Origin of the sequence: Kribbella polygonati (assembly GCF_050320105.1) — a bacterium.
Taxonomy (GTDB): Bacteria; Actinomycetota; Actinomycetes; order Propionibacteriales; family Kribbellaceae; genus Kribbella.
This window is the reverse complement of the sequence record NZ_CP190129.1, coordinates 1,423,408-1,450,365: the sequence shown is the minus strand read 5'-3', so window position 1 is coordinate 1,450,365 and position 26,958 is coordinate 1,423,408. Positions and strand designations below refer to the sequence as shown.

The window sequence follows — 26,958 nt, the reverse complement described above, 5'->3', positions numbered from 1 at the left end:
TGTGCTGGATTCTTGGGGAGGCCGAAGTGCTGGAACACGAGATCGCCGCAGAGCAAGGGGATGTGACGGCGATGTACGAACGACTCGACGTACTGCGGGAAAAGGCCCGCGGCGAACTCGGCCGGGTCCAGGCCGAGGAAACCGTGGGCACAGATCAGGCCGCCTCGGAGCGGGAATCGTTCACCCGGCTGTATTCCGGGCGGTTCGCGCAATTGTCGTCGGTCGAACGCGGACTGTGCTTCGGCCGGATCGACGAGACGGCCGGCGAACGGTTCCACATCGGCCGGATCGGGCTGTTCGACGACGACTACAACCCGCTGCTGATCGACTGGCGGACACCGGTCGCGCAGGTGTTCTACCGGGCCACGTCGGCGGAGCCGCTCGGCGTCAAACGCCGGCGGCACATCCGCCTGCACGGCCGTACGGTCGTCGGTGTCGACGACGACCTGCTGGACGTCGACGCGCTCGGCGACAACGAACGCAGCACGCTGATCGGCGAGGCCGCGCTGCTCTCGTCGCTCGGAGCGAGCCGGACCGGCCGGATGAACGAGATCGTCGCGACGATCCAGTCCGAGCAGGACGAGATCATCCGCTCCGGTCTGCCCGGGGTGCTCGTCGTCCAGGGCGGTCCTGGTACCGGCAAGACCGTGGTCGCGTTGCACCGCGCGGCGTACCTGCTCTACACGCATCGCGAGCAGCTCGGGCGGACCGGCGTACTCGTCGTCGGGCCGAACACCACGTTCCTGCGGTACATCGACGAGGTACTCCCCTCGCTCGGCGAGAACGACGTCGTACTCGCGACCGTGAGCGAGCTGTTCCCGGGCGTGACCGCGACCGCGCCGGAGTCCGCCGAGGCCGCCCGGATCAAGGGGGAGCTCGCGATGGCCGACGTGATCGCGCGGGCGATCGCTGGCTTCCGGATCGTGCCGGCCCAGCCGGTCCGGCTGAAGCTGAACTCCGAGGAGCTGGTGCTGCGCCCGGACGCGATCCGGAAGGCGCGACAGGGCGCGCTCGCCGCACAGCCGCTGCACAACCGGGCCCGGCCGCTGTTCGTCCGCCGGATCCTCACCACACTCACCAACCAGGTCGTCCAACGGATCGGCAAGCAGTACGTCGGGGACGCGGACATCGAGGACATCCAGCAGGAGCTGTTCGACGACGACCACGTCCTCGAGCTGCTGGACCAGCTGTGGCCGGAGTTGACGCCGCAACTGCTCGTCTCGGTCCTGTTCTCGTCGGACGACCGGCTCGCGGCGGCCGCGCCGTACCTCACCGGGGCCGAGCGTTCCGCCGTACTGCGGCCGCTCGCGGCGGACTGGACCCCCTCGGACGCGGCCCTCCTCGACGAGGCCGCGGAGCTGCTCGGCGACACCTCGGAGATCGTTGCCGGACGCAAGCGTCAGGCCTCCGAGGCGGCCGCCGCGGCGGAGGCGAACCGGGAGTACGCGAGCGGGGTGGTCGACATCGAGATGACCGCCGAACGGATCGAGATCATGCCCTGGGAGATCGAGCAGTTCCGCGACCTGATCGCCCAGCGCACCCAGCAACTCGCGAACCCGGCACCGGCCGACGACCGCGGCTTCGACCGTACGTCGGTGTTCGGCCACGTGATCGTCGACGAGGCTCAGGAACTGTCCGCGATGGACTGGCGGATGCTGATGCGCCGCGCTCCACGCCGCTCGATGACGCTGGTCGGCGACATCGCCCAGACCGGCTCGCCCGCGGGCGTCCGCTCCTGGGCCGAACTCCTCGACCACTACGCCCCACGCCGCTGGCGCACCGCCGAACTCACCGTCAACTACCGCACCCCGGCCGAGATCATGACCGTCGCCGCCGCCGTCCTCGCCGCCATCGACCCCACCCTCCGACCACCCACGTCCGTCCGCGCCACCGGCACCCACCCCTACCTCGACCCGGTCCCCGCCGACGCCCTCCTCGACGCCGTCCGCGCCGCCGTCAAATCCGAACGCGACGCCCTCGCCGACGGCCGCCTCGCCGTCATCGTCCCGACGTCCCGCTACGAAGAGTTCGCCGCCGCCCTCCCCGACGTGGCCCACACCCACACCCCCGCCGTCCTCGACGGCCCCGCCGCCCTCCTCGACGTCCCCCAGTCCAAAGGCCTCGAGTTCGACTCGGTCCTCATCGCCGACCCCACCACCATCCTCACCGACTCCGACCAAGGCCTCTCAGACCTCTACGTAGCCATCACCCGAGCCACCAAACACCTGACGATCCTCGGCGAGCTACCCCAGGTGCTGAGGCAGGGGTGAGGGCCCACAGCCCACGCCTCCAGCACGTCCGGGTGCTGTGGGCAGCTGCGCCTGTCTGGTCCGCGCTCGCACTGGCACTGACGCTCCTCGAGGCGGCCGTCAGGACCGGGCTGATGATCGCGATCGGGCTCTTCGCCGGCTCGCTCGTCCAGCCTGAGCATCACACGACGTGGCAACGTTTGTGCCTCGTCGCCGCACTGCTGGTCACCGGCCCGATCCTCCAGGCGTCGCTGACCGTTGTCAGCGCACGCTGCTCGGTCGCTTACCTGCGGTACGTGTACGACCTGGCCGCCGAAGTCGGGCTCCAGCCGCACGGGATCGGGCACTTGGAGGCCCCCGACTTCGCCGGGAAGCTCCGGACCGTGGTGTCGGCCATGCGGGACTGGTCGTTCGTGACCGGCGTCGACGCGACCTGGTCGATCATCGGTCCGCGGCTGGCCGCGATCGGCGCGATCGCGGTCCTCGCTCCGTGGCGCTGGTGGGTGCCGCTCGTCGTCGCGGCCTCGTTCTTCCTGGTCTCGAAGATCTTCACCGACTGGATCAGCCTCGCCTTCGACGAACTGCTCACGACCGCGGGAGACGGCCGGCGCCGGGCCGGGTACCTGCGCGGGCTGCTGACCCGTCCCGACGCGGCGAAGGAAGTGCGGCTGTTCGGTCTCACCGACTGGCTCTTCGAGGTGTACCGAATGACTTGGTACGACGCGATGGCGCCGCTGTGGAAGGCCCGTCGTCGCGGCCTTGGCCCTGTGTTGCTCACTTGCCTGGTGATGGCGGGGATGGTCGGCGGTGCCTTGGCGCTGATCGGATCCGACGTCGCCGCCGGCACCGTGTCGGTGGCCGGTGCGTTGACGATGGTCCAGGCGGTTCTCCGGCTCCAGAGCTTCGGCGTCCTCGGAGACGTCAGTACCGCGCTGGCGCGGAGCACGTCGACGCTCCACGCACTGATCGGGCTCCGGCGGGAGTTGGGCCTGCCGACGGTCACGCCGGTCCGCCCTCCGTCCACGTCGTACCGGCGACCGGCCGGTGCCGCGGAGGTACGCCTGCAGCAGGTCGGCTTCGCCTACCCCGGGCGGTCCGAGCGGGCCGTCGACCAGGTCAGCGTGACGATTCCTCCTGGTCAGTCGGTCGCGCTCGTCGGGGTCAACGGTGCGGGAAAGTCGACCCTCGTCAAGCTGCTCTGCGGGCTGTACGCACCCGACCGAGGGACCGTCCGGGTCGGCGGCGGCGACCCGGCGCTCGACGAGGCCACCCGTCGGCGGGTAGCCGTGATCTTCCAGGACTTCACGCGCTATCCGCTGCCCCTGCGCGACAACGTCGTACTCGGCGGCGCGGATCATCAGTCGATCGAGCAGGCCCTCACCGATGCCGGCGGCGCGGACCTCCTCGGTCGGCTGGAGCAGGGCTGGGACACCGTGCTGTCCGCGGAGTACGACGGCGGCACGGATCTGTCGGGTGGGCAGTGGCAGCGCGTGGCGTTGGCTCGTGCGTTGGCGGCCGTGGCGGACGGAGCCGGCGTACTGGTGCTGGACGAGCCGACGGCAGCGCTCGACGTACGGGCCGAGGCAGCGTTGTTCGACCGGTTCCTGGAGGTCACGCACGGAGTGACCACCATCCTGGTCAGTCACCGCTTGTCGAGTGTCCGGCGGGCCGACCGGATCCTCGTACTCACGGACTCCGGCATCGTCGAGGACGGCAGCCACGCGGAACTCCTCGCGCTAGGCGGCCGTTACGCGGAGCTGTTCACGCTCCAGGCGCGGCCGTTCACGGAGGCCCGATGAGCCCGGCGCTGAGGGGTGTGGCCGTGGTCCTGAGCACCACGATCAGAACCAGCCCCACCCAAGCCCTCCTCTGCTTGTTCGAGACGCTCGGCAAGGTGCTCGCCGCTCTCGCACCGCTGTTCGTCGGGATCTTCGCCGGCGCCGCCCTCGACCGGGATCTCGGCAGGATGCTGCTGGCGGCGGCCGGGCTGGTCGGCTCGACCGCGGCGAACACGGCGCTGCAGGCCGTCGGCGTCAACGCGCGGGTCCGGCAGATGGAGCACCTCGGGCACGTCTTCGACGCGCAGATCGCCGAGCTCACGGCCCGCGTACCGACCCTCGACCACCTGGAGACCGCGCAGTACGCCGACAGGCTGCAGATCCTGCGCGACAACGAGAACGTGCTCGGCGGCGCGCTGAACACCGTCATCAACACCATCAACACCTTGGCCTACGCCGCGAGCGTCCTCGTCGTCGCGATCACCGCGGACCGGCGGCTGTCGATCCTGGTCGCACTCGGCGCCGCGCGGCTCCTCACCGCTCGGTGGTCGGCCCGCCGGGAGACAGCAGCCGAGCAGGCGAGCGCCGCGCCCGGCAGGTTGACCCACCAGCTGCTCGAGCTGACCAGCTCGCCGACGGCCGGTGCCGAGGCCCGAGTGTTCGGTCACCAGCACGAACTCCGACGCCGGATCCGCGACGCCGTTGCCGGTTGGCGAGGTCCGATCGCAGAGACCGCCAGCCGCAAGGCAGCACTCGCGGCCGCACACTCGGTGGTGTTCTTCGGTACGGCGATCCTGTTGCTGGTGTGGATGACGAGAGACGTCCTCGCCGGAGTCGTGTCAGTGCAGTCCCTGGTCGTCGCAATCGGCGTACTGCAAGGCCTGCAGAGCGTGAGCTCTTCGTTCGCCGGCGCCATCGGCGGACTCGGCAAGGTCGCACGCACCTGCGGACCCTTCAGCCGGCTCCGCGACTACGCAACCACCGTTGCGGTGGGCAACGAGCCGCCGCCGTCCCGGCTGGCCGACGGCATCCGTCTCGACCACGTCACCTACCGGTACGGCGAGGCACACCACGACGCGCTGACCGACGTGACGCTGCAACTCCCGCCCGGCCGCGTCGTCGCGATCGTCGGCGAGAACGGCGCCGGGAAGTCCACGCTGGTCAAGCTCCTCACAGGGCTGCACCGGCCGGCCTCCGGCCGGATCTTTGTCGACGGCAACGATCTCACCGAGCTGGATCCGGATGCTTGGCGATCCAGGATGTCCGGCGCGTTCCAGGACTACGTCCGGTTCGAGTTCACCGCACAACACTCCGTCGGTGCCGGCGAGGTCGCCGTACTGGACGACCGCCGGCGGGTGCTCCGGGCGGTCCACGACGGCGCGGCCGAGGACGTCGTCGCCGGGCTGCCTGCCGGGCTCGACACCCAGCTCGGCACCACCTGGCCCGGCGGCGCCGAGCTGTCCGGTGGCCAATGGCAACGCATCGCCATCGCCCGCGGGATGCTCCGACGCTCGCCGCTGCTACTGATCCTCGACGAGCCGACGTCCGCGCTCGACGCCGTCACCGAACACCACCTGTTCGAGCGGTACGCCGCGGCAAGCCGTCAGACCCGCCGTCGCGGCGGCGTGACCCTGCTGGTGACGCACCGGTTCTCCACGGTTGCCGCGGCCGACCTGATCGTCGTACTCGATCAAGGACGGATCGTCGAGAGCGGGTCGCACACCGAACTGCTCGCTCGCCGCGGCCAGTACGCCGAGCTGTACGAGCTACAGGCCCGCGGCTACCGCTGATCCGGTACGCCGTGCTCGTCGGACTGCTGGGTGGCTGCCCAGCTGGCGAGGAGTTTTAGGGCGTCGGCGGTGGGGGTGTTGGCGGGGGCGGTGTAGACGACCATGGTGAGGCCGGGGTCGGAGGGGAATTCCATGGCTTCGAAGTCGATTTCGAGGTTGCCGACGACCGGGTGGTGGAGTTTCTTGCGGCCGGAGCGGTGGAAGCGGACGTTGTGGTCGGCCCAGCGGGTGCGGAAGGTTTCGCTGCGGGTGGAGAGTTCGCCGATCAGGTCGCTGAGGGCCTTGTCGTGGGGGTTCTGGCCGGCTTGGAGGCGGAGGACGGCGGCGATGTCGTCGGCGGCTCGTTCCCAGTCGACGAAGAACTCCTGGGCGGCCGGGTCGAGGAACGTGAAGCGGGCCGTGTTCGGGTGCGGGTCGGCGAAGAGGGAGGCGTAGAGGGCGCGGGACAGCTTGTTCGCCGCGAGGATGTCGAACTGGGCGTTGCGGATCCACGCGGGCGCGTCGGTGATTGCCTCGAGCACCTGTTGCAGCGCGGGGCGGACGCCCTTGGTCGGCGTACGTCGGCGTACCGGCGTGGCGTCGGACTCGCGGGCCAGGGCGAACAGGTGGTCCCGCTCCGCGTCGTCCAGCTGCAGCGCGCGGACCAGGGCCTCCAGCACGCTCTCGGAGGCGCCTGCGAGGTTCCCGCGTTCCAGCCTGACGTAGTAGTCCACGGACACGCCGGCCAGCAGGGCGACCTCCTCACGGCGCAGGCCCTTCACGCGGCGGTTGCCGCCGTACACCGGTAGGCCGGCCTGCTCGGGGCTGAGCCGTGCACGCCGGGAGCTGAGGAACTCCTTGATCTCCGCCCGGTGGTCCATGTCCTCCAGACTACGGACCACCACCATGCCAAGGGAGGCACTGGCGTTACCTGGAACGACAGGCACTGCCAGGACTGTCAAGGACCGCCTTCACTGGAGCCATGCGAGCGACTTACATGTACGGCGCCGGAGACGTGCGGGTGATCGACGTACCGGATCCGGTGATCCAGCAACCAACTGATGCCGTGGTGCGGGTGGTGCGGTCCTGCGTCTGCGGGAGCGACCTGCACCCGTACCACAACCTGCCGGACACGCCCGGCGGCAAGACCATGGGACACGAGTTCATCGGCGTCGTCGAGGACGTCGGGCGGGACGTCAGCACGCTGCGGGTGGGCGACTTCGTGATCGCGCCGTTCGCGTGGTCGGACGGGACGTGCGACTTCTGCCAGGAGGATCTGCAGACGTCCTGCCGGCACGGCGGTTTCTGGAACGCGAACGGCGTCGACGGCGGCCAGGCGGAGGCGGTACGGGTACCGCTGGCGGACGGCACGCTCGTCAAGGTCCCCGCCGGCGTGGACGACGCGCTGCTGCCGTCCCTGCTCACGCTGTCCGACGTCTACGGCACCGGGTACCACGCGGCGCTCAAGGGCGGCGTGTCCGCGCGGACCACCGTCACGGTCATCGGCGACGGCGCCGTCGGCCTGCTCGCCGTACTCGCGGCGCGGCAGTTCGGCGCCGAGCGGATCGTGCTCATGGGCCGGCACAAGGACCGTACCGACCTCGGCGTCGAGTTCGGCGCGACCGATGTGGTGGCCGAGCGCGGTACGGCGGGGATCGAGAAGGTGCGCGAGCTGACCGGCGGCGACGGTACGCACATCGTCCTCGAGGCGGTCGGGCACATGCCGGCGTACGAGCAGGCCCTCGGCGTCGTCCGCGCGGGCGGCGTGATCAGCCGGGTCGGGGTCCCGCAGTACGACGAGGCATCGGTCGGGTTCGGCACGTTGTTCGGGCCGAACGTCACGCTGACCGGCGGACCGGCCCCGGCGCGGGCGTACATCGAGCGGCTGCTCCCGGGCGTCCTCGACGGCTCGGTCCAGCCCGGGAAGGTGTTCGACCGTACGGTCGGCTTCGACGACATCCCGGCCGGGTACGCCGCGATGGACGACCGTACGGCGCTCAAGGTGCTGATCCGGCCCTGACGCGACACGGCACTCACGGCGGCCGGACCGTCACTGACTGCTAGCCTCGGAAGCTCCTCCGTGAACGAGCAGTGGGGCGGCTGCACAGTGGCTGACGATGAACCGGACGCAGAGTCCTCGCAGGACGGAAAGAACTGGTTCGGGCGGCACCAGCAAGCCGCTTGGATCACCGCAGGCGCGAGCATCGTCGTCGCGCTGATCTCCACGCTGGTTCCGATCCTCGGCTCGTCCGGAGACGACAAGGTCGCCGGCCCTTCGGTCACGTCCGGGCCTGGCCCCGGGCCGGTCACGGTCACGGTCCCTGTCACCGTGCCGACGACCGTCCGGACCACGGCGCCGCCAACCCCACCATCCACCCGGCCGCCCACCCGGCCGCCCACCCAGCCGCCGGTCCCGCCGACCGTCCCGACGACGGTCGAGCCGCCGAGCTCCACGGCGGGCACCGTGCTGTGGCAGGGCTCGCTGCTGCTCGACACCTACGCCAAGGACCTGGACGCCGCACCGCCCGGCCCCGCGCCCGACTGGAGCTCCGACGGCGACATCTCCATGCTCCTCGGGCAGCAGCTGTCGGCGATGAACCGCACGCTGCTCACCCGCTGGAAACGGTCCACGAGCCTGCCCGGGTACCGCGACTGCGCCGCCACGATCGCGGCGGGCGACATCCAGGACCAGCAGCCGCTGGCGAAGTCGGCGGTGCTCTGCGTGCAGACCAGCGCCGGGAACATCGCCCGGCTCCGGGTCACCGCGCTGCCCCAGAACGGCAACGGCGTGGCGTACCGGGCGACGTTCGACGTGATCGTCTGGAGTGCCGACTGAAGCCATGACAACGTCGGCACGCAGTGAACCGGCGATCACCGAAGGTGAGATCGTTGGGTAAATGTGTAAATTCCGTAACGAGGAGACTCCCGGAAAGCACTCTCCTCACGTACTCTGCCCAACCATGCACAGAGGCGAGCGGCGGGCCAAGCGGCCCAATGTCGTGTGGTCGGTATTCGTGTTCCTGGTGGCCAGTGCGGTCGCCGGAGCGCTGACCGCCGGACTGGCCCTCCCGTTCGCCGGTCTGGTCGGCGTCACCACGGCGAAGGCACACGACTCGGTCCAGTACCTGCCCCAGGACCTGGAGACGGCACCGCTGACGCAGAACTCGATCATCGAGGACGCGGACGGCCGGGTCATCGCGACTCTGTACCAGCAGAACCGGAACCCGGTCACGCTCAAGCAGATCAGCCCGATCATGCTGAAGGCGATCGTCGCGATCGAGGACGACAGGTTCTACGAGCACGGTGCCCTGGACTTCAAGGGCACGCTCCGGGCACTGCTGCGGAACCAGTCGGCCGGCGGCGTCCAGCAGGGCGGCTCGAGCATCACCCAGCAGTACGTGAAGCAGACCCTGATCAACAAGGCGCGGACGCCCGACGAGGTCAAGACCGCGACCGCCGACACGTACGAACGGAAGATCGCCGAGCTCCGCTACGCCATCGCGGTCGAGAAGCAGATGACCAAGGGGCAGATCCTCAACGGGTACCTGAACCTGGCCTTCTTCGGCAACCGCTCGTACGGCGTCGAGGCCGCGGCCATGCACTACTTCGGCGTCCACGCCGCCAAGCTCACGCTGCCGCAGGCCGCGATGCTCGCCGGGATCGTGAAGAACCCGAACGGCTACGACCCGATCAACAACCCGAAGCGCGCGAAGGCCCGCCGCGACGTGGTCCTGCGGCGGATGCAGGAACTGAACGTCATCACCGCCAAGCAGGCCCAGGAGGCGCTCAAGACCCCGGTCATCGACCCGGCGAAGGTCCGGATCGTACCGAGCGGCTGCGCGAACTCGAAGTACCCGTTCTTCTGCGAGTACGTCGTGTCGAAGCTGAAGGAGAACAACTCGTTCGGCAAGACCAAGGAGGAGCGCGAGAACTACATCGAGACCTCCGGCCTGGTGATCAAGACCTCGCTCGACCAGAAGGCGCAGAAGGCCGCCGAGACCTCGATCGCGGAGCACTCCAAGCCCACCGACGACGTGATCGGCGCGGTCACCATGGTCGAACCGGGCACCGGCCTGGTGAAGGCGATGGCGCAGAGCCGGCCGTACGGCGCGAAGAAGGGGCAGACGGCGTACAACTACAACGTCGAGAAGTCCTACCCGGGCGGCTTCGGCGGGTTCCAGAACGGGTCGACGATGAAGGCGTTCACGATCGCCGCCGCGATCTCCCGCAAGGTGCCGACGACGTACCGGATCCGGTCCCCGCAGACCATCGACCTGAGCGGCAAGCCGTTCGAGACCTGCAACGGCCCGACGTCGGCCGACCCGTACAACCCGAAGAACTCGACGAAGACGATCCTCGACCCGTCGATGGTGGACGCGGCCCGCGCCTCGACCAACACGTACTTCCTGCAGCTGTCCCAGCAGATCGGTCTCTGCCCGATCGCCACCATCGCCAACCAGCTCGGCATGTTCGACGGTCAGCTGCTGAAGCCGCTCAAGCAGGTCGTTTCGTACACGCTCGGCTCGGCCGGTAACGTCACGCCGCTGATGCTGTCCAACGCCTACGCGACGTTCGCGGCCCGCGGCATGTACTGCAGCCCGCAGGTGATCACCTCGATCACCTCGCTGAAGACCAGCAAGCCGATCCCGACCCCGGGGCCGAACTGCCACCGGGTGCTGTCGCCGGGTGTCGCGGACGGCGTCAACTACGTGCTGCAGCAGGTGATGGCCAAGGGCGGTACGGGTGCGAAGCTGAAGTTCGGCAACAGCGACCTGGCGGGCAAGACCGGTACCACCAACGAAAACCTGGCGGTCTGGTTCGCCGGGTACTCGACGCGGCTCGCGGCGGCGTCCGTGGTCGCGGACGCAGACCCGAAGATCCAGAACATGATCGGCCAGACGTTCGACGGCAAGAAGATGAGCGACGCGTCCGGTTCGGGGACCGCTGGTCCGATCTGGGAGACCGCGATGCAGCTCGCGCTGCAGGGCCTGCCGTCGACGAAGTTCGTCAAGGCCGACGACAAGGTCATCCGCGGTGACGTCAAGGACCTGCCGAACCTGAAGGGCATGACCCCCGCCGACGCTGCCGCCAAGCTGCTGTCGATGGGTTTCAAGGCCCAGATGGACCACGGCGCGCGGGTCGACTCCGACGCCCCCAACGGCACCGTCGCCTGGACCAACCCCCGCCAGGAGGACGGCGCCCCGGCCGGCGCGGTGATCACCCTGTTCATCTCCAACGGCAGCAAGGCCACGCCGACCCCGCCACCGGTCATCCCACCCCCGACCCCACCCACTCCACCGGCCACGATCAAGCCACCTCCCGGCAACCCGACCTGCCCGCCTTGGGACCCCAAGTTCCCCAAGTGCAAACGCGGCTGAGGCAGTCATTAAGGTGGAGTCCAACACCTAGTACTTGTGAAAGGACTCCCCGTGAGTGTCGATGAGCTGACTGCCCAGGTCGAGCGTGCGCGCCAGGACTACGAGACGCTGGTGGCGAAGGGGCTCAAGCTGGATCTGACGCGCGGGAAGCCGTCACCGAAGCAGCTGGACGCGGCGAACGGGGTGCTCGGGCTGAGCGGGGATCCGGTGGCCGCGGACGGGACCGACCTGCGGAACTACGGCGGGCTGAACGGGCTGCCCGAGGTGCGGGCGATCTTCGCCGCGGACCTGCAGGTGCCGGTCGAGCAGCTGCTCGCGGCCGGCAACTCGAGCCTCGAGCTGATGCACGACGCGGTCGTGTTCGCGCTGCTCGGGAAGGTGCCGGGCGCGGAGACCCGGTGGGCCGACGTCGAGGGGCTGTCGTTCCTCTGCCCGGTGCCGGGGTACGACCGGCACTTCGGGATCTGCGAGCGGTACGGCATCACGATGATCCCGGTGCCGATGACCGCCGAGGGCCCGGACATGGACGTGGTCGAGCGGCTGGTCGCCGAGAACGCCGCGATCAAGGGCATCTGGTGCGTGCCGAAGTACAGCAACCCGGACGGCACGGTGTACTCCGACGAGACGGTCCGCCGGCTCGCCGCGATGGAGACCGCGGCGCCGGACTTCCGGATCTTCTGGGACAACGCGTACGCCGTGCACCACTTGACGGACTCCCCCGCGCAGCTGGCCGACGTACTGGCGCTGTGCGCTGAGAACGGGCACCCGGACCGGGCGTTCGTGTTCGGATCGAGCTCGAAGATCACGTTCGCGGGCGCCGGTGTGGCGTTCTTCGGGTCGTCCCCGGACAACGTCACGTGGTGGCTGAGCCACACGGTCAAGCGGAGCATCGGGCCGGACAAGATCAACCAGCTCCGGCACGTGCAGTTCCTCCGCGACGCCGACGGCCTGCGCGAGCACATGCGGACGCTGGCGGCGCTGATCCGGCCGAAGTTCGACGTGGTCGACAAGATCCTCACCGCGGAGCTCGGCGGCACCGGGCTGGCGTCCTGGACCGCGCCCGCCGGCGGGTACTTCGTCAGCCTGCAGGTGCCCGAGGGCTGCGCGCGGGAGGTCGTCGCGAAGGCGAAAGCGGCCGGCATCGCGATCACCCCGGCCGGCGCCACCCACCCGTACGGCGACGACCCGACGGACCAGGTCATCCGGATCGCCCCGACGTACCCGGAGCTGCCCGAGGTGGAGGCCGCCATCACCGGCCTGGCCACCTGCGTCCGCCTGGTCGCGAGCGAGAAGCTGCTGGCGGATCAGGCCTGAGGCAGGTCGAAGATCAGGCAGTTCGAGGTTGCGTGGGCGAGGAGCTTGCCGCGTTCGTCGTACAGGTGCGCTTCGGCGACCGCCGTACGGCGTCCGCGGCTGATGATCCCGCCCTCGCAGCGCAGCAGGCCGGACTGGACCGTGACCGGCTTGATGAAGCGCGTCATCAGGTCGAGTGACGTGTAGCCGACGCCGGCCGGCAGCGTCGAGTGGACGGTGCAGCCGGCCGCGGTGTCGAGCAGCGTCGCGATGACGCCGCCGTGCACGGTGCCGAGCGGGTTGTAGTGGAACTCGGCGGCCGGCATCAGCACGGTCACCTTGCCCTCCTCCACCTCGATCCCGGTCCCGCCGACCAGGTGCAGGATCGGCGGCGCCGGGAGGTCCCCGTCGCGCATCGCGCGCAGCATCTCCAGGCCGGACGACCGGCCGAGCCGGGCCGCCGTCGCCGCCGGATCCGTCCACTCGAAGGTCCGGCTCCGTACCCCCTGCTGAGTCTCCGTCATGGACCGAGCCTCACACCAGCTCGCTAAGTCTGTCAACGAGACTTAGCTCTCCAGGAGCAAACGTATGAATCTGTTCGACCAGCGCCGCGATCGCTAGGCTCTCGCGGGGAGGATGTGAAGTGAGGCAGTTCAACACACCGCCGGAATGGCCCGCACCGCCGCGACCGGACTGGCGACCGCCACGCCGCTGGCAGCCGCCGGCGACCTGGCCGGCACCGCCCGCACGCTGGGCGTTCTGGGTCAACGAGCACGGGCGCGCCGTCCGCGGACCGATCGGACGGTATGGCGGACCCCGCCGGACCACCGCTCTCGCGATCGTCGTCGTACCGGTCGCGCTGATGGTCGCCGTGCTGCTGAGCCCATTCGGGAGCACGGACCAGACGGGTACGGCGCCGTTGTACCGCGCGAGCCCGCCGGTGAAGACGGCCCCGGTCACGCGAGTACCGACGCCGACGCCCACGCCACGCCGTACCGAACAACCCGTCCGGCTGCTCGCGAGTACGCCGACGCCCACCGCCGACCGGACCACGGAACGACCGACGCCGACGCCCACACCGGCCCCTACGCCGACACTCACGCCCACGCCGACCGTGACGCCGACGTTGGTCCCACCATCGACTCCGGCGACGCCGCAGGTCAGCTACAAGAACTGCGCCGAGGTCCGCGCCGCCGGCAAGGCACCGCTACACCGCGGCGACCCCGGCTACACCGAGCAGCTCGATCACAACGGCGACGGGGTGGCCTGTGGCGACCGCGGGAACTCCTGACGCAGCCCCTCGCTCCACAGCTCCGCCGTCTGGATGATCCAGAACGCCGCGAACAGCACGATCAGCGCGGCCTCGACCCCGAGCACCGCGTGCGCCCAGCCGAACAGCTTCGCCCAGGCCACCATCAGCAGCGGTACGACGACCATCGCGACCGCGATCGCGGAGTACCGATCGACCCGTGACCGCGGCACGCCGCGCTTGCGCCGAAGCTGCTGGGCGTTCACCACCACGACCGCGATGATGCACAGGAACATCACGATCGCGGCCGCGTAGTGCGCGTGCCCGATGAACCCGGACCGGTCGACCAGGAACCAGCCGAGCCCGCCGCCGAAGACCAGCACCGCGACGCCGAGCCCGAGCACGTACGCCGGCGTCCACGCGCCGGGCTCCCGGATCCGGTCGCGGACGATGAAGTACGCCGTCAGCAGCAGGCACGGTACGCCGACCACGAACAGCGCGAGCATGTTGTTCGCGACGTTCGCGGACGCGTCGCCGAGCACCACCGGCACCGAGTGGCAGGCGCCCTGCCCCGGCGTCGGCACCAGCGCGACACCGGGCGCCAGGATCCCGGCCACGTTCAGCAGGATGTCCTCGGTCTCGGTGTTGCCCTTGAGCACCACCATGCAGACGCCGATCGTGATCAGCCCGCCGACGAAGATCGCCCGGACCGGCGTGTAGTAGTACGCGCTGATCGACGTCTGCAGACAGTGCGGCGACGTCTTCGACCACTCGATCACCAGCGCGGCGGCGAGCATCACGATCATCGCCACCATGGCCATCCGGAGGTAGCGGTAGGTCTTGATCGAGTAACCAGCAGGCTCCGTCATCGCAGGCCCCTTCTGCCAGCCCAACTATCGCACGACGAGCGGCCGGAACGCTGCCTGAACGGTCGCAGCGGTCTCCTCGACGTACTGGTCCGGGTCCGGGGCACCGATGCCGTTGTACGTCGTGTACGAGATCGTCGACGGGCACACCGAACCGCTGATCTGGACGGTCGTCTTCTCGAGCAGCCGGCCGGTGCGCAACTCGTACACCTTCACCGGAACGGCGATCTTGTGGAAGGTCACGTAGTGCGTGCCCTTGAAGCTGCCGATCAACGGCGTGTACGGGCACGTGCGCACCGCCGTCCCCTGGGTCTCGTCGCTCGCGCAGACGACCATCGCGGAGTTGTCGGCGGTGGTGCCCTTCCACTGCGACGGCAGCTTGGCGGTGTAGCGCGAAGCTCCCGAGAACACCGCGCGGTTCAGACCCGACCGGAGCTTCGGCGCGGGGCTGTACTTCGCGGGCGTCGCACAGTAGCCACCCGAGCTGACCAGCCCCCGGACGCGCGCCAGCTCAGCCTGGATCTTCGCCTGCAGGATCTCGTAGTCGGCCTTCTTGATCCCGGCGCGGGCGCGGTCCGACTGCTTCGCGTGGGGATAACGCTGCACCAGCAGCGCGTAGGTGCCGCGAGCACCCGTCCAGTCGGCGCTCTTCAGCTTGGTGTCGCCGCAGCCGACCAGCGCGTTCGGCTCGAGCTTCGGGACGATCTGCTTCGCCTCGTCGAGCAGGTTGCCGGCCTTGGCCCGGCCGCGCAGCCACTCGGTGATCGTGACGGTCTGGCACGCGTCCTTCAGCGGCAGCCCGCGCAGGAACTCGTGCAGCGCGGCCCGCGAGGTCGCTTGCTGATCGGGCTTCGCGACGACCGCGGCGAGCATCTCGAACCCCACCTGCAGCCGCGCGGTGTCGGCTTCCGGGCGAGCGCTCTGCAGGACGGCCGCGGCCGCGTCGATCTTGTCGCAGGCGTCGGTGTCGGTCTCGACCCGGACCGTCCGCGGTGCGTCGCCGATCCGGTGCCCGACGGTGTACTTCGCCTGCGCCGCACGGACGCCGGAACAGTCGCCGGCGTCACGAGCCGCGACGGCGGCCTTGTCGATCCGGTGGACGTCGTACCGCTCGAACGCGACGCCCGCGAACACGAGCAGCGTGACGCCGAGCGCGACCAGCCGCTGGGTGAGGTTCGCCGTCCGGACCGGGTGCCGCTGAGCGAGGAACCAGCCGTGCACGACCTGGAGCAGACCCCACCCGATCAGCGCGAACTCGTAGCCGGTCTTCCGCTGCGTGCAGAGCAGGACGACCAGGACCGCCGTACCGGCGAGGCCGAGGACGCCGAAGAACCAGCGGCGGACCAGGAAGTACCCGAGCCCCAGCAGCGAAGCGTTGCCCAGGGCAACGGCCAGCGGGTCACGGGGGCGACGGTCGGGAAGTTTCGGGGCGGGCCCCGGATACGGCAGGCCCTGCGGCGGCGGGTACTGCTGGTAGCTCATCGGCATCGCTCTCGGTCACGAACAGATGCCTCAATTGTCACCGCCCCGAGGTCCACCCGCACCCCGACTGACCGGTTCCTGTCAGCCGAGCCGGATCGACTTCTTGTTCATGAACTCCTCGATGCCGGCCGGGCCGAGTTCGCGGCCGAGGCCGGAGCGTTTGATGCCGCCGAACGGCAGGTCAGCCTGGGATCCGCCGGCCCGGTTGAGGTAGACCATGCCGGCGTCGATGCGGTCGGCGACGCGGCGGTTGCGGTCCGGGTCGGTGCCCCAGACCGAGGCGCCGAGGCCGAACGGCGTGTCGTTCGCGAGCCGTACGGCGTCCTCCTCGTCGGCGGCCTCGTAGACCGTGACGACCGGGCCGAAGATCTCCTCGTAGTACGCGTCCATCGCGGGCGTGACGTCGGTCAGCACGGTGGCCTCGAGGTACGCGCCGGGCGTGATCCTGCGGCCGCCGGCGCGCAACGTGGCGCCTTGCTCGACCGCCTTCGCGACCTGGGCGGCAACCTCGTCTGCGGCCGCCTCCGACGCGAGCGGCGGGAGGGTGGTCGACGGGTCGGCCGGATCGCCCGGGACGTAGTACTCCGTGACGCGCTTGGTCAGCCGGTCGACGTACTCCTCGTAGAGCTCCGCGAGGACGATCATCCGCTTCGGCGCGTTGCAGGACTGGCCGCAGTTCCGCATCCGCGCGGTCACGGTGGCGGTCACGGTCTCGTCGAGGTCGTCGGTGTCGAGGATGATCAGCGGATCGGAGCCGCCGAGCTCGAGCACGGTCTTCTTCAGGTTCCGCCCGGCCTCGGCGGCGACCGCGATCCCGGCCTGCTCACTGCCGGTCAGCGACACCCCGGCGATCCGCGGATCGGCCAGGATCGCCGGGATCTGCCGACTCGAGGCGAACGTGTTCACGTACCCGTCCGCCGGTACGCCGGCCGCGTGCAGGATCTCCTCGATCGCGCGGGCCGACCGCGGGCAGATCGACGCGTGCTTGAGCAGGATCGTGTTCCCCAGCACGAGATTCGGCGCGACGAACCGGGCGACCTGGTAGCACGGGAAGTTCCACGGCATGATCCCCAGCAACGCCCCGATCGGCCCCTTGGTGATCACCGCCGTACCACCCTTGATGCCGATCACCTCGTCGGCGAGCAACGCCTCCCCGTGCTCCGCGTAGTACCGGAAGATGTCGACGACGACGCCGACCTCCCCCAGCCCTTCGTTGACCCGCTTCCCCATCTCCACCGTCATGATCGCGGCCAGCTCCCCGGCCCGCTCCGCGAACAACTCCGCGGCCCGAGCCACGATCGCTGCCCGCTCCCCCACACTCCGCTGCCGCCACCCCGCGTACGCCCCCGCCACCCGCCCGACCGCGGCCGCCACCTCCTCGTCGGTCCAGTTCTCCACTTCCTCCACCAGCAGCCCACGCGCCGGATCGGTGACCGAGTACATCGACATCCCTCCATCCGCTCGAGAAGCAACGCCACATACTGTATACAGTCTTCTCTCTTGTGTCGCGTGCGGGTTCGCGGATCTGCTCCTACTCTCGAAAGTGACGGTCTGTGACGGGAGGGCGGCGTGACGGCAGCTGGCGACTTCCAGACGCTGGTGGTGCTGCGCTCGCGGCGCGGCGAGTTCGACGCGCTGGCCGCCCTCGACCTCGACCACGGCGTACAGCCGGTGCTGTCCCTCGGGTACGACCCGAACGCGTCGGTCGACACCATGCTCGAGGAGGTCGTGCGGGTCGCGCGCCGGATGCTCGGGCTCGGGCGCCTGCTGATGCTCGATGCCGCCAACATGGCCGGTACGCCGGGATTCGACCGGCCCGGCGCCGTCCTGGACCGGCTGGCGGACCGGCTGTGCCAGCCGGACGACCTGTTCGACCCCGACGAGGTCCCGTTCGTACCCGTCGTTCACACCGACGCCGACGAGCGGGACCTGACCGGCCTCGGGCGGTTGTCCCGGCACCTCGGACACGGCTGCGCGGTCCGGGTGCCGATGGCGTCGGCGACCCCTGGCGGCGTTCTCGCCGCGATCGAGCGGATCGGTACGGATCCGGCCGACGTCGACCTGATCGTGGACCTGTCCTACATCGCGGGGGCCGACGCGTTCCGGGTGGACGAGATCGCCGGTCTGATCGACCGCCTCGGGGAGTTCCGGTCCAGGACGATCCTGAGTGGCTCAGTACCCCGGATGCTCAGCCGGCTGCACCGGTGGGAACAGCAACGCTTCGAGGAGGACATCTGGCGGTCGCTCGTCGCCGGCGGAGTCGAGGGGCTGCGTCTCGGCGACTACGGGATCGCGCACCCGGTCTGGGATCCGCGGGGCTTCCCCACGAAGCACGTCAACGTGAAGTACACCTGCGGCGATCACTGGCTGTACCTGCGGGAGCGAATGGTCGCGGCGAGCGACGAGTCGTCGACGACGCGGACGGTACGGCTCGTCTCCAGGTATCTGGTCGAGTCCAACAGCTTCTTCGGAGCGGGCTACTCCTGGGGCGACCACAGATTCGCCGAGGCAGCCGACGGCCTCCAGCAGGGCCTGTCGCGAACCAAGGTGGTCTCGTTCGCAACCTCCCACCACCTCGCCTACCTAGGCGAGCTGGCCGCCTAGACAGCCGGCGATCTCGGGGCGGTGGGATTGCGGCAGCCGGGGTACATCCGGGCGCCACCTGGTGGTTGGCCGCCGGACAAGTAGCAGGTGAATCGTGCCAAGGCGAGGTTGGAGCCGTAGGCGACGTACCAGACCTGATCCATGACGCTTGCACCTTCCGTGGGCCGAAGCGTCCAGATTAGGGTGCCGGGAGGCTCCACCCGCCCCGACAAGGAGACCCCAGATGCCAGACATCAACCGCCGGAGGTTCCTGCAGCTGGCCGGTACGTCGGCCGCGTTCGCCGCGATGGCGAACAGCATCGAGCAGGCCGCCGCGATCCCCGCGCACCGCCGGTTCGGTACCGTCCAGGACGTCGAGCACATCGTCGTACTGATGCAGGAGAACCGGTCGTTCGACCACTACTTCGGCACGCTGAACGGCGTCCGGGGGTACGGCGATCCGCGGCCGGTGACGCTGCCCAGCGGCAAGTCGACGTACCACCAGAGGAACGCGCTCGGCCAGGAGATCCTGCCGTTCCGGCCGGAGGCGGACAACCTCGGGCTGCAGTTCATCCAGGACCTCGCACACAGCTGGCCGGACGCGCACGCCGCGTTCAACGGCGGCCGGTACGACCAGTGGATCCCGGCGAAGACGACGACCACGATGGCGTACCTGACCCGCGAGGACATCCCGTTCCACTACGCGCTCGCGGACAAGTTCACGGTCTGCGACGCGTACCACTGCTCGTTCATGGGTTCGACCGACCCGAACCGGTACTACCTGTGGACCGGGTACACAGGCAACGACGGGACGGGCGGCGGCCCGGTGCTCGGGAACGACGAGGCCGGCTACGGCTGGACGACGTACCCCGAGCGGCTGGAGAAGGCCGGGGTGTCGTGGAAGATCTACCAGGACATCGGTGACGGCCTGGACGCCAACGGCGGCTGGGGCTGGATCAACGACGCGTACCGCGGGAACTACGGCGACAACTCGTTGCTGTACTTCGACAACTACCGCAATGCGCAGCCCGGGAACCCCTTGTACGACAAGGCTCGGACCGGCACGAACGCGAAGGCCGGCGAGAGCCTGTTCGGGCAGCTCGCCGCCGACGTCAAGGCGAACAGGCTGCCGAAGATCTCCTGGATCGCCGCGCCCGAGGCGTTCACCGAGCACCCGAACTGGCCGGCGAACTACGGCGCCTGGTACATCTCCCAGGTCCTCGACGCGCTCACCGCGAACCCCGAGGTGTGGAGCAAGACCGCGCTGTTCATCACGTACGACGAGAACGACGGCTTCTTCGACCACGTCGTACCGCCGTACCCGCCGATGGACGCGAACCAGGGTCTGTCGACGGTCGATCCGGGTCCGGACCTGTACACCGGCGCGAAGGCCGCGCACGGCCAGTACGGTCTCGGCCAGCGGGTCCCGATGCTCGTGGTGTCGCCGTGGAGCACCGGCGGCTACACCTGCTCGGAGGTCTTCGACCACACGTCGATCATCCGCTTCATGGAGACCCGGTTCGGCGTCCACGAGCCGAACATCTCGCCGTGGCGGCGAGCGGTCTGCGGCGACCTCACCTCGGCGTTCGACTTCGGTACGTCGGCCACCCGGCCGGCGAAGCTCCCGAACACCAGCGCGTACCAGCCGCCGGACAACAAGCGGCACCCGGACTACGTGCCGACACCGCCCGCGGTCGGCCAGCTCCCGGGCCAGGAACGCGGCCGGCGATTGACCCGGCCGTTGCCCTACGCACCGATCGTCGACGGAGCCGTTGCCGACAGCAAGTACCGGCTCACCTTCAGCTCCGGCGCACATGCCGGTGCCCAGTTCCTGATCACGTCAGCGAACCGCACCGACGGCCCGTGGACGTACACCACCGAGGCGGGCAAGACCGTCGCGGACAGCTGGAACCCGATCTACTCGGCCGGCGTCACCGACCTCACCGTCCACGGCCCGAACGGCTTCCTCCGCACCTTCAAGGGCAAGCCCGCCACCGCCCTGGAGATCACCGCCCGCGAGAACCCCCGCACCGGCAACATCGACCTCACCTTCACCTCCGACGCGGCCCGCCCCGTCACGATCACCAGCTCCTACGGCGGCTCCCCCAAGATCTTGAACCTCCGCAAGGGCACCACGCAGTACACCGTCCCCACCACAGCCCACTGGTACGACGTCTCCGTCACCACCCCCGACGACCCGACGTACCTCCGCCGCTTCGCCGGCCACGTCGAAACCGGCGCACCAGGCGTCAGCGACCCGGCGATCAAGACCGTCTAGGTCAGTACGGCGAGGCCCGCGAGGCCCAGGTAGACGCCTCCGGTGGTTTGCTGGAGGCGTCTGTGGGCCTGCGGGGAACGCAGCCGGGTGGAGAAGTTGACGGCTACGCCTGCACCCGATCAGTGCACCGAGCCCGGAGGACGAGGCGCTCTGGGCGCGGATCCAGTACCTCTCGCACGAGGTCGGCAGCCCCGCCCGCGGCATCAGCTTCTCCTGGGCGGGCGGTACGGCGGCCCGGATGCGGGCGGCCGGGCTCCACGACGTCCACACGCTGGAGTACTCCGAGACCACGGCCGGCGGCACCGACGGTTGCCTGCTGCACCGGGTTCTCAACCGTCAGGCCGAGCCGCTGCTGCTGTCCGTCGGCGCCACCCCGGACGAGCTCGCCCGCTATCGCGAGCTGATGACCGATCCGTCGTTCAGCGCGTGGTTCTACCAGTTCCTGTGTACGTCGGGGACTAGATGATCGGTGCCTCCGGTGCGGTCGTGTCGGCGGGTGTGTTGTCGTCGAGGTGGTCGAGTTCGTCGACGGCGATCCGGGTGGTCCAGCGTTGGTCCGGGTCGGGCTGGGGGATCGAGTCGAGGAGCAGTTTCGTGTAGGCGTGTGACGGCTCGTGCATCACCGTCGACACCGGGCCGCGTTCGACGATCTGGCCCTTGGTGATGACCATCACCTCGCCGCCGAGGTAGTACACCGTGGACAGGTCGTGGGTGATGAACAGCGTCGTCATCCCGTGCTCGCGCTGGAAGTCCAGGAGGATGTCCAGGAAGTGCTTGCGGACCTGGGCGTCCAGCATCGACACCGGCTCGTCGGCGATGATGAACGACGGCTTCAGCATGTGTACGCGGGCCAGCATGATGCGCTGCCGCTGGCCGCCGGACAGCTGGTGCGGGTACCGGCCGAGGACGTTCTCCGGCTCCAGCCGGACCGCGCGCAGCGACTCCTCGATCAGCGCCAGCCCCTTCTCCCGGGTGTCGGCCAGCTTGAACTTCTTCACCGCCTTCCAGAGCACGCGATCGACCCGGTAGAACGGGTTGAAGATCGCGTACGGATCCTGGAACACCGGTTGTACGTCGCGCCGGTACTCGTCGTACTCCGCCCGGCTCAGCTTGAAGATGTCCTTGCCGCCGTACAGCACCTGCCCGGCGGTGGGCTTCTGCAGGCCGAGGACGTTCCGGGCGATCGTGCTCTTCCCGCTGCCGCTCTGGCCGACCAGGCTGACGATCTGCGGCGGCGACGCGGCCAGCGAGAAGCTGACGTCGTCGACCGCGGTCAGGTAGCCGCCGGGTACGTCCCGGGCGTGGAATCGTTGCTCGACGCCCCGAAGTTCGAGTTCCGCCAAATGCTCTCGACCAGGCTTCATGAGGCCCTCCTTCCGACCTGCGGGATCGACTCGATCAGCCGGCGGGTGTACGGATCCCGCGGGTCCTTGAACACCTGCCGTACGTCGCCGACCTCGACCAGCTGGCCCTCGTACATCACCGCGACCCGGTCCGCCAGCTGCGCGTGCACGCCCATGTCGTGCGAGATCACCATCAGCGTCACGCCGAAGTCGGTGCGCAGATCGGCCAGCGACTGCAGGATCACCCGCTGGATCGTCACGTCCAGCGCCGTGGTCGGCTCGTCCGCGATTACCAGGTCCGGCTCGAGCGCGACCGCGATCGCCATCAGCACCCGCTGCTTCATCCCGCCGGACAGCTCGTGCGGGTACATCCGGGCGACGCGGGCCTCCAGGCCGACCTGTTCGAGCAGCCGCGGGATCATCTCGCCGAGCGAGTCCTTGCGGCCCGGCGCGTGTTCCAGGATCACGTCCTTGAACTGGTCCTGGATGCGCATCACCGGGTTGAGCGAGCTCATCGATCCCTGCGGGAGGTACGAGAGCGCGCTCCAGCGCAGTACCCGCAGCTGCTCGCCGTGCACCTTCAGCAGGTCGACCGGCGAGCGGCCGGCGGGGTGGAACATCACCGAGCCGCCGGTCACCTTGCCCGGCGCCTTGAGCAGCCGGAGCAGCGCGACCGCGAGCGTGCTCTTCCCGCTGCCCGACTCCCCGGCGATCCCGAGGATCTCGCCGCGGTGCACGTCGAGATCGATGCCACGGACCGCCTTCACGTCGCCGCGGTTCGTCGAGTAGGCGACCTCGAGCCCCTTGACCTCAAGCACATTATTCACCGGCCACTCCCCTCAGTCGCGGGTTGTAGACCTCTTCGAGGCCGATGTTCACCATGTTCAGCGCCGCGAACAGCAGCGTCAGCAGCGCGATCGGGACCACGAACATCGGCCACGCGCCGAGCGTCAGCGCCCCGGTGCCGATCGCGTTGAAGATGATCTGGCCCAGGTCGATCACGCCGCCCGGCCCGAGACCGATGATCTCCAGGCCGACCAGGCCGAAGATCGCGCCGAGCGCCGACGAGGCGAACCCGACGCCGATGAACGGCAACAGGTTCGGCAGCAGCTCGGTGACGATGATCTCGATGTCGCGGGCCTTGCTGACCCGCGCCAGGTCGACGTACGGCCGGGTGCGCAGCGAGAGCACCTGAGAACGGATCGTCTTGGCCGCGAACGGCCAAGAGAAGATCGAGATCATCACCCCGACCTGGAACAGGCTGACGTTCTTCGCGTACGCCGACAGCGCGATCAGCAACGGGAACGTGGGGATGACCAACAGGATCCCGGTGAACGTCGAGAGCACGTTGTCGATCCAGCCGCCCTTGTAGCCGGCGACGAACGCCACGATCACACCGGCGACGGTCGAGATGACACCGGCGATCGCGCCGATCTGCAGGGACACCGCGAGCGCCTTCACCACCATCGCGAACACGTCCCGCCCGAACTGGTCGGTGCCGAACAGGTGCTTCGGTCCGGGGACGAGCCATTTGTCGTACGCCGCCAGCTCGACCGGATCCTGCCCGCCGCCGATCGCCTTCACGATCAACGGGCTGAACAGGGCGATCAGGACGAGCACGGCCAGGATGACGAGACCGGTCGCGAGGCGCCGGCTGTTGCGGATCGTCCGCAGTACCGCGGTCAGGATTCTCATCGTCATCACTTCCAGTACTTGACCCGCGGGTCAAGCAGCGGGAGCAGGAGGTCGAGGAGCAGGACGGCGGTCAGCACCGAGAAGATCGCGATGTCGGTGACGCCCAGGATCGTGTTGAAGTCGAGCTGCTGGATCGCGGTCACCAGCGTGGTGCCGAGACCGGGATAGTTGAACAGCTGCTCGACCAGGACGTTCCCGTTGAAGATGAAGCCGAGCGAGATCCCGAAGGCGGTGATCTGCGGCAGGTAGCAGTTCCGCAGCGCGTACCGGGTCAGGATCCGGCGGCCCTTCAGTCCCTTCGCCTCGGCGTACACCAGGTAGTCCTCGCCGAGAATCGGGATCATCAGCATCCGGGTGGACAGGATCCAGCTGAACGTCCCGATGATCACGATCGACAGCCCCGGCAGCAATCCGTACTTGAGCACGCTGCCGATGAACGCGAAGCTGATCCCGGGATTGATGTTGGAGTCGTACGCCGATCTCGCAGGCAACAGTCCCATCGAGTACGCGAAGATGTAGACCAGGATCAGCGCGACGAAGAAGTACGGCACGTGCGAGAGCGCGATCGACAGGTTGGTGGCGATCGCGGAGCCGAGCTTGCCGCGCCGCCAGCCGGCGATCGCGCCGATGATCATGCCGAGCACCCAGGCCAGCACCGCGGAGATGCCGAGCAGACCGATGGTCCACGGCAACGATCGCAGGATGACTGTCTGCGCGGGCGTCGGGTAGTTGATCAGCGACGGCCCGAGGTCGCCGTGCAGGACCAGCTTCTCCATGTACTTGAAGTACTGGGTGAGCAGGTTCCCGTCGAGGCCGAACTCGTGCCGGTACCGGGCGATCAGCTCGGCGCTCGCCTGCGCGTTGTACACGTAGTTCTGCTGCAGCGTCTGGATCAGCGTCTGGACCGGGTCGCCGGGCATCATCCGGAAGAAGAAGAACGCGATCGTCAGCGCGCCCCACAGCTCGACCAGGTACAGCCCGAACCTCCGGATGGCGTACGCCGCCAGCGGATGCCGTGACAGCCAGGCCCGCACCCCCGACTGGGGTGCGGAGTCCCGGCTCTTGTCGACAGCTACAACCGGCGGCGCCTCCGCCGTCACGCCGGTCCCTTCTGCCCGGTGGCAGAGATCTTGCCGAGTACGAAGATGAAGTGCGGCCACCAGTTCAGCGGCACCTCGTACAGGTTGTCGTCGGTCGGCCAGTCCTTCCAGAACGCCGTGTTGAAGTACGACGGGTAGCCGGTCTGGATCGAGGCGAGCAACGGGAGCTGCTGGAAGTAGATCTCCAGCGCCTTGTCGAGCAGCGGCTTGGCTTCCGCCGAGTCCGGGTTCATCTGGCCGAGCTGGTCGATGATCTTGTCGAAGTCGGGGTTGCGGAACCGCATCTTGTTCTTACCGGCCGAGTTCTTGCCGATCGGCTGGTACTTGTCGCTGGTCCAGTCGGTGTACAGCTGCTCCGGGTCGATCGCGAAGCCGGCCCAGTTCGAGTCGATGTCGTACTGGCCGCGCTGGAACTTGTCGTCGTGGACACTGCCGGCGAGGCTGCGCAGGGTGGCCGGTACGCCGACCTTCCCGAGCTGCGTCTTCAGCAGGTTCGCGATCGCGTACTCCGGGCCGTCGACCGGCGAGACCGTGATGATCTCGAGGTTGATCTCCTTGCCCTTGTACGCCCGGTTGCCGCTCGCGTTCTTCGGCGCGATCTCGTCCAGCATCTGAGTCGCCTTGTCCGGGTTGAACTCGAACTTGTACTTGTTCGCGAGGTCGTCGTTCTTCCACTTGTCGTTGGTCGGGTAGTCCGCCCACGGGTACTGCGCCGGCGGCACCTTCACCGGCCAGATCGAGTTGCCGATCTTCTCCCGGTCGATGCAGTAGTTGATCGCCCAGCGCATCTTCGGCTCCGCCATCACGCCGCGGGCCGGGTCGCAGTTCAGCCAGAGGACCCGTGGGTTCGGGTCGTGGAACTGCGTCGTCACCAGGTTCGGGTAGCCGTTGTTGCGCAGCAGCTTGGCGTGCGGCTCGTCCACCGAGCCGACGTCGAACTCGGCCCGCTCGAACGCCAGCGACGCCTGGTCGAGCTGCTTCGACGTGCTCTGGAACACGACGTACTGCGGCTTGACGTCGAGCTTGTCCTTGTTCCAGTAGTTCGGGTCCTTCTCCCAGACGAACATCTTCTGGTTCCGGATCGCGGTCTTCAGCTTGTACGGGCCGCTGCGGACCGGCGGGTTGTCCTTGTACTTCGTCGGGTCCTGCGACTTCCAGATGTGCTCCGGCATGATGTTGTTCGGCGCACCGGAGATCGCGGCGATGAAGTTGTAGTGGAACCGCGGCGCCGGCTTCAGGAACGTGACCACCGCGGTCTGCGGGTCGGGCACGGCGATCGACTTCACGAACTCCTTCAGGTCACCGCCACCGCCGAACAGGTCAGGGCGGTCCTTCAGCAGCATCACCGTGAACTTGAAGTCGTTCGCGCCGAGCGGCTGGCCGTCGTTCCAGTGCGCCTTCGGGTCGAACTTCAGCGTCAGCTCGGTGAAGGCCTCGTTGTACTTGTACTCCGTCGCCAGCCACGGCGTGAGCTTGCCGGTGGCGAAGCTCAGGAAGAACAGCGGTTCGGTGCTCAGCTCCACGCCGGCGCCCGACGGCGACCCGTTCGGGATCATCCCGTTGAAGCTGTCGAAGACCGTGTACTCGACCTGGCCGACGATCACCGTCTGGTCCCGTGGGACCGGGATGTTCGCCTTGCCGATCTGGATGGACTTTCCGGCGCTGGGCTTGTTGTTGGCGTTCGCCGGTTTGTCGGAGTACGAGCCGCCGCCACCGGAGCACGCGGCCAGGAACGCGGTCATGGCGGCCGCGGCACCTCCTCCGAGGGCTCCGCGGCGGGAGAGTTGGTAGCGGACGACATCTTCGACGTCTTCGAACTGCGGGCGCGGCGCGTCATTCATGATGAATGTCACCTCCGTTTACGTTGCGTGGACGGGCGGATCACCGACCGAGAG

At 68.8% G+C, this 26,958-nt stretch carries 21 protein-coding genes; 11 read left to right on the top strand and 10 right to left on the bottom strand.

Features of this window, described 5'->3' with window-relative positions; genetic code table 11:
* Positions 1-26 precede the first annotated feature (26 nt).
* The 3 genes from ACQHIV_RS06845 to ACQHIV_RS06835 are packed head-to-tail and all read left to right on the top strand — an operon-like array spanning position 27 to position 5,817.
* Positions 27-2,270 carry a HelD family protein gene (locus tag ACQHIV_RS06845; protein ID WP_427892604.1) on the top strand — a complete coding sequence of 748 codons (2,244 nt, stop codon included), beginning with the start codon at positions 27-29 and terminating at the stop codon, positions 2,268-2,270.
* Positions 2,267-4,048 carry an ATP-binding cassette domain-containing protein gene (locus ACQHIV_RS06840; RefSeq protein WP_427892603.1) on the top strand — a complete coding sequence of 594 codons (1,782 nt, stop codon included), beginning with the start codon at positions 2,267-2,269 and terminating at the stop codon, positions 4,046-4,048. The genes ACQHIV_RS06845 and ACQHIV_RS06840 overlap by 4 nt, the downstream gene beginning before the upstream one ends.
* The gene (locus ACQHIV_RS06835) at positions 4,045-5,817 is read left to right on the top strand and encodes an ABC transporter ATP-binding protein (protein WP_427892602.1); all 1,773 of its coding nucleotides are present in this window, start codon (positions 4,045-4,047) and stop codon (positions 5,815-5,817) included. The genes ACQHIV_RS06840 and ACQHIV_RS06835 overlap by 4 nt, the downstream gene beginning before the upstream one ends.
* Here the strand turns inward: ACQHIV_RS06835 and ACQHIV_RS06830 are convergent.
* On the bottom strand, positions 5,808-6,677 hold the full coding sequence (locus ACQHIV_RS06830; protein ID WP_427892601.1) for a helix-turn-helix transcriptional regulator: 870 nt from the start codon (positions 6,675-6,677) through the stop codon (positions 5,808-5,810). The genes ACQHIV_RS06835 and ACQHIV_RS06830 overlap by 10 nt on opposite strands.
* 101 nt (positions 6,678-6,778) lie before the next feature.
* Here ACQHIV_RS06830 and ACQHIV_RS06825 point away from each other — a divergent pair, with 101 nt between their 5' ends.
* The 4 genes from ACQHIV_RS06825 (at position 6,779) to ACQHIV_RS06810 (ending at position 12,488) form a co-directional block, all read left to right on the top strand.
* Positions 6,779-7,816 (top strand): alcohol dehydrogenase catalytic domain-containing protein, encoded by a 1,038-nt coding sequence (locus ACQHIV_RS06825; RefSeq protein WP_427892600.1) that lies wholly within the window; start codon positions 6,779-6,781, stop codon positions 7,814-7,816.
* A gap of 87 nt (positions 7,817-7,903) precedes the next feature.
* Positions 7,904-8,632 (top strand): hypothetical protein, encoded by a 729-nt coding sequence (locus ACQHIV_RS06820; protein WP_427892599.1) that lies wholly within the window; start codon positions 7,904-7,906, stop codon positions 8,630-8,632.
* A 124-nt stretch (positions 8,633-8,756) separates the two neighbouring features.
* On the top strand, positions 8,757-11,174 hold the full coding sequence (locus ACQHIV_RS06815; RefSeq protein WP_427892598.1) for a penicillin-binding protein: 2,418 nt from the start codon (positions 8,757-8,759) through the stop codon (positions 11,172-11,174).
* 51 nt (positions 11,175-11,225) lie between these two features.
* The gene (locus ACQHIV_RS06810; RefSeq protein WP_427892597.1) at positions 11,226-12,488 is read left to right on the top strand and encodes an aminotransferase class I/II-fold pyridoxal phosphate-dependent enzyme; all 1,263 of its coding nucleotides are present in this window, start codon (positions 11,226-11,228) and stop codon (positions 12,486-12,488) included.
* Here the strand turns inward: ACQHIV_RS06810 and ACQHIV_RS06805 are convergent.
* A complete protein-coding gene (locus tag ACQHIV_RS06805) occupies positions 12,479-12,991 on the bottom strand; it encodes a PaaI family thioesterase (protein WP_427892596.1) in 513 nt (170 codons plus the stop codon). The genes ACQHIV_RS06810 and ACQHIV_RS06805 overlap by 10 nt on opposite strands.
* Positions 12,992-13,110: 119 nt before the next feature.
* On the opposite strand from ACQHIV_RS06805, the gene ACQHIV_RS06800 reads away from it, so the two are divergent.
* The gene (locus ACQHIV_RS06800; protein ID WP_427892595.1) at positions 13,111-13,758 is read left to right on the top strand and encodes an excalibur calcium-binding domain-containing protein; all 648 of its coding nucleotides are present in this window, start codon (positions 13,111-13,113) and stop codon (positions 13,756-13,758) included.
* Here ACQHIV_RS06800 and ACQHIV_RS06795 read toward each other — a convergent pair.
* From ACQHIV_RS06795 to ACQHIV_RS06785, 3 genes are all read right to left on the bottom strand, one after another.
* The gene (locus ACQHIV_RS06795) at positions 13,713-14,585 is read right to left on the bottom strand and encodes a hypothetical protein (RefSeq protein WP_427892594.1); all 873 of its coding nucleotides are present in this window, start codon (positions 14,583-14,585) and stop codon (positions 13,713-13,715) included. The two genes, ACQHIV_RS06800 and ACQHIV_RS06795, sit on opposite strands and share 46 nt — an antisense overlap.
* Before the next feature lie 24 nt (positions 14,586-14,609).
* Positions 14,610-16,064: a hypothetical protein gene (locus ACQHIV_RS06790; RefSeq protein ID WP_427892593.1), complete on the bottom strand. Its 1,455-nt coding sequence runs from the start codon at positions 16,062-16,064 to the stop codon at positions 14,610-14,612.
* An 81-nt stretch (positions 16,065-16,145) separates the two neighbouring features.
* Complete coding sequence (locus ACQHIV_RS06785) at positions 16,146-17,513, bottom strand: NAD-dependent succinate-semialdehyde dehydrogenase (RefSeq protein ID WP_427892592.1); 1,368 nt, start codon at positions 17,511-17,513, stop codon at positions 16,146-16,148.
* Positions 17,514-17,633: 120 nt separating this feature from the next.
* On the opposite strand from ACQHIV_RS06785, the gene ACQHIV_RS06780 reads away from it, so the two are divergent.
* The 3 genes from ACQHIV_RS06780 to ACQHIV_RS06770 all read left to right on the top strand — a co-directional run bounded on the left by ACQHIV_RS06780 (position 17,634) and on the right by ACQHIV_RS06770 (position 21,391).
* Positions 17,634-18,668, top strand: a complete 1,035-nt coding sequence (locus tag ACQHIV_RS06780; RefSeq protein ID WP_427892591.1) for a beta family protein — start codon at positions 17,634-17,636, stop codon at positions 18,666-18,668.
* Positions 18,669-18,891: 223 nt separating this feature from the next.
* Entirely contained in the window at positions 18,892-20,925 is a 2,034-nt protein-coding gene (locus tag ACQHIV_RS06775; RefSeq protein WP_427892590.1) for a phosphocholine-specific phospholipase C, read from the top strand.
* 238 nt (positions 20,926-21,163) lie between these two features.
* Positions 21,164-21,391, top strand: a complete 228-nt coding sequence (locus ACQHIV_RS06770; protein ID WP_427892589.1) for a hypothetical protein — start codon at positions 21,164-21,166, stop codon at positions 21,389-21,391.
* Here ACQHIV_RS06770 and ACQHIV_RS06765 read toward each other — a convergent pair.
* Genes ACQHIV_RS06765 through ACQHIV_RS06745 form a run of 5 tightly spaced genes read right to left on the bottom strand, consistent with a single transcriptional unit; the run spans position 21,384 to position 26,904 of the window.
* The gene (locus ACQHIV_RS06765) at positions 21,384-22,289 is read right to left on the bottom strand and encodes an ABC transporter ATP-binding protein (protein WP_427892588.1); all 906 of its coding nucleotides are present in this window, start codon (positions 22,287-22,289) and stop codon (positions 21,384-21,386) included. The genes ACQHIV_RS06770 and ACQHIV_RS06765 overlap by 8 nt on opposite strands.
* A complete protein-coding gene (locus ACQHIV_RS06760; protein WP_427892587.1) occupies positions 22,286-23,095 on the bottom strand; it encodes an ABC transporter ATP-binding protein in 810 nt (269 codons plus the stop codon). The genes ACQHIV_RS06765 and ACQHIV_RS06760 overlap by 4 nt, the downstream gene beginning before the upstream one ends.
* On the bottom strand, positions 23,088-23,969 hold the full coding sequence (locus tag ACQHIV_RS06755) for an ABC transporter permease (protein ID WP_427892586.1): 882 nt from the start codon (positions 23,967-23,969) through the stop codon (positions 23,088-23,090). Before ACQHIV_RS06755 ends, ACQHIV_RS06760 begins: the two co-directional genes overlap by 8 nt.
* Positions 23,969-25,063 carry an ABC transporter permease gene (locus tag ACQHIV_RS06750; RefSeq protein ID WP_427892585.1) on the bottom strand — a complete coding sequence of 365 codons (1,095 nt, stop codon included), beginning with the start codon at positions 25,061-25,063 and terminating at the stop codon, positions 23,969-23,971. The genes ACQHIV_RS06755 and ACQHIV_RS06750 overlap by 1 nt, the downstream gene beginning before the upstream one ends.
* Positions 25,060-26,904: an ABC transporter substrate-binding protein gene (locus ACQHIV_RS06745; RefSeq protein WP_427892584.1), complete on the bottom strand. Its 1,845-nt coding sequence runs from the start codon at positions 26,902-26,904 to the stop codon at positions 25,060-25,062. The genes ACQHIV_RS06750 and ACQHIV_RS06745 overlap by 4 nt, the downstream gene beginning before the upstream one ends.
* Positions 26,905-26,958 lie beyond the last annotated feature (54 nt).

Bases quoted from the DNA above. Each gene is read 5' to 3' on its own strand.
- ACQHIV_RS06835 (WP_427892602.1), top strand. From the start codon at position 4,045: ATGAGCCCGGCGCTGAGGGGTGTGGCCGTGGTCCTGAGCACCACGATC.
- ACQHIV_RS06830 (WP_427892601.1), bottom strand. From the start codon at position 6,677: ATGGACCACCGGGCGGAGATCAAGGAGTTCCTCAGCTCCCGGCGTGCA.
- ACQHIV_RS06825 (WP_427892600.1), top strand. From the start codon at position 6,779: ATGCGAGCGACTTACATGTACGGCGCCGGAGACGTGCGGGTGATCGAC.
- ACQHIV_RS06815 (WP_427892598.1), top strand. From the start codon at position 8,757: ATGCACAGAGGCGAGCGGCGGGCCAAGCGGCCCAATGTCGTGTGGTCG.
- ACQHIV_RS06805 (WP_427892596.1), bottom strand. From the start codon at position 12,991: ATGACGGAGACTCAGCAGGGGGTACGGAGCCGGACCTTCGAGTGGACG.
- ACQHIV_RS06795 (WP_427892594.1), bottom strand. From the start codon at position 14,585: ATGACGGAGCCTGCTGGTTACTCGATCAAGACCTACCGCTACCTCCGG.
- ACQHIV_RS06790 (WP_427892593.1), bottom strand. From the start codon at position 16,064: ATGAGCTACCAGCAGTACCCGCCGCCGCAGGGCCTGCCGTATCCGGGG.
- ACQHIV_RS06785 (WP_427892592.1), bottom strand. From the start codon at position 17,513: ATGTCGATGTACTCGGTCACCGATCCGGCGCGTGGGCTGCTGGTGGAG.
- ACQHIV_RS06775 (WP_427892590.1), top strand. From the start codon at position 18,892: ATGCCAGACATCAACCGCCGGAGGTTCCTGCAGCTGGCCGGTACGTCG.
- ACQHIV_RS06770 (WP_427892589.1), top strand. From the start codon at position 21,164: ATGCGGGCGGCCGGGCTCCACGACGTCCACACGCTGGAGTACTCCGAG.
- ACQHIV_RS06765 (WP_427892588.1), bottom strand. From the start codon at position 22,289: ATGAAGCCTGGTCGAGAGCATTTGGCGGAACTCGAACTTCGGGGCGTC.
- ACQHIV_RS06755 (WP_427892586.1), bottom strand. From the start codon at position 23,969: ATGACGATGAGAATCCTGACCGCGGTACTGCGGACGATCCGCAACAGC.
- ACQHIV_RS06745 (WP_427892584.1), bottom strand. From the start codon at position 26,904: ATGAATGACGCGCCGCGCCCGCAGTTCGAAGACGTCGAAGATGTCGTC.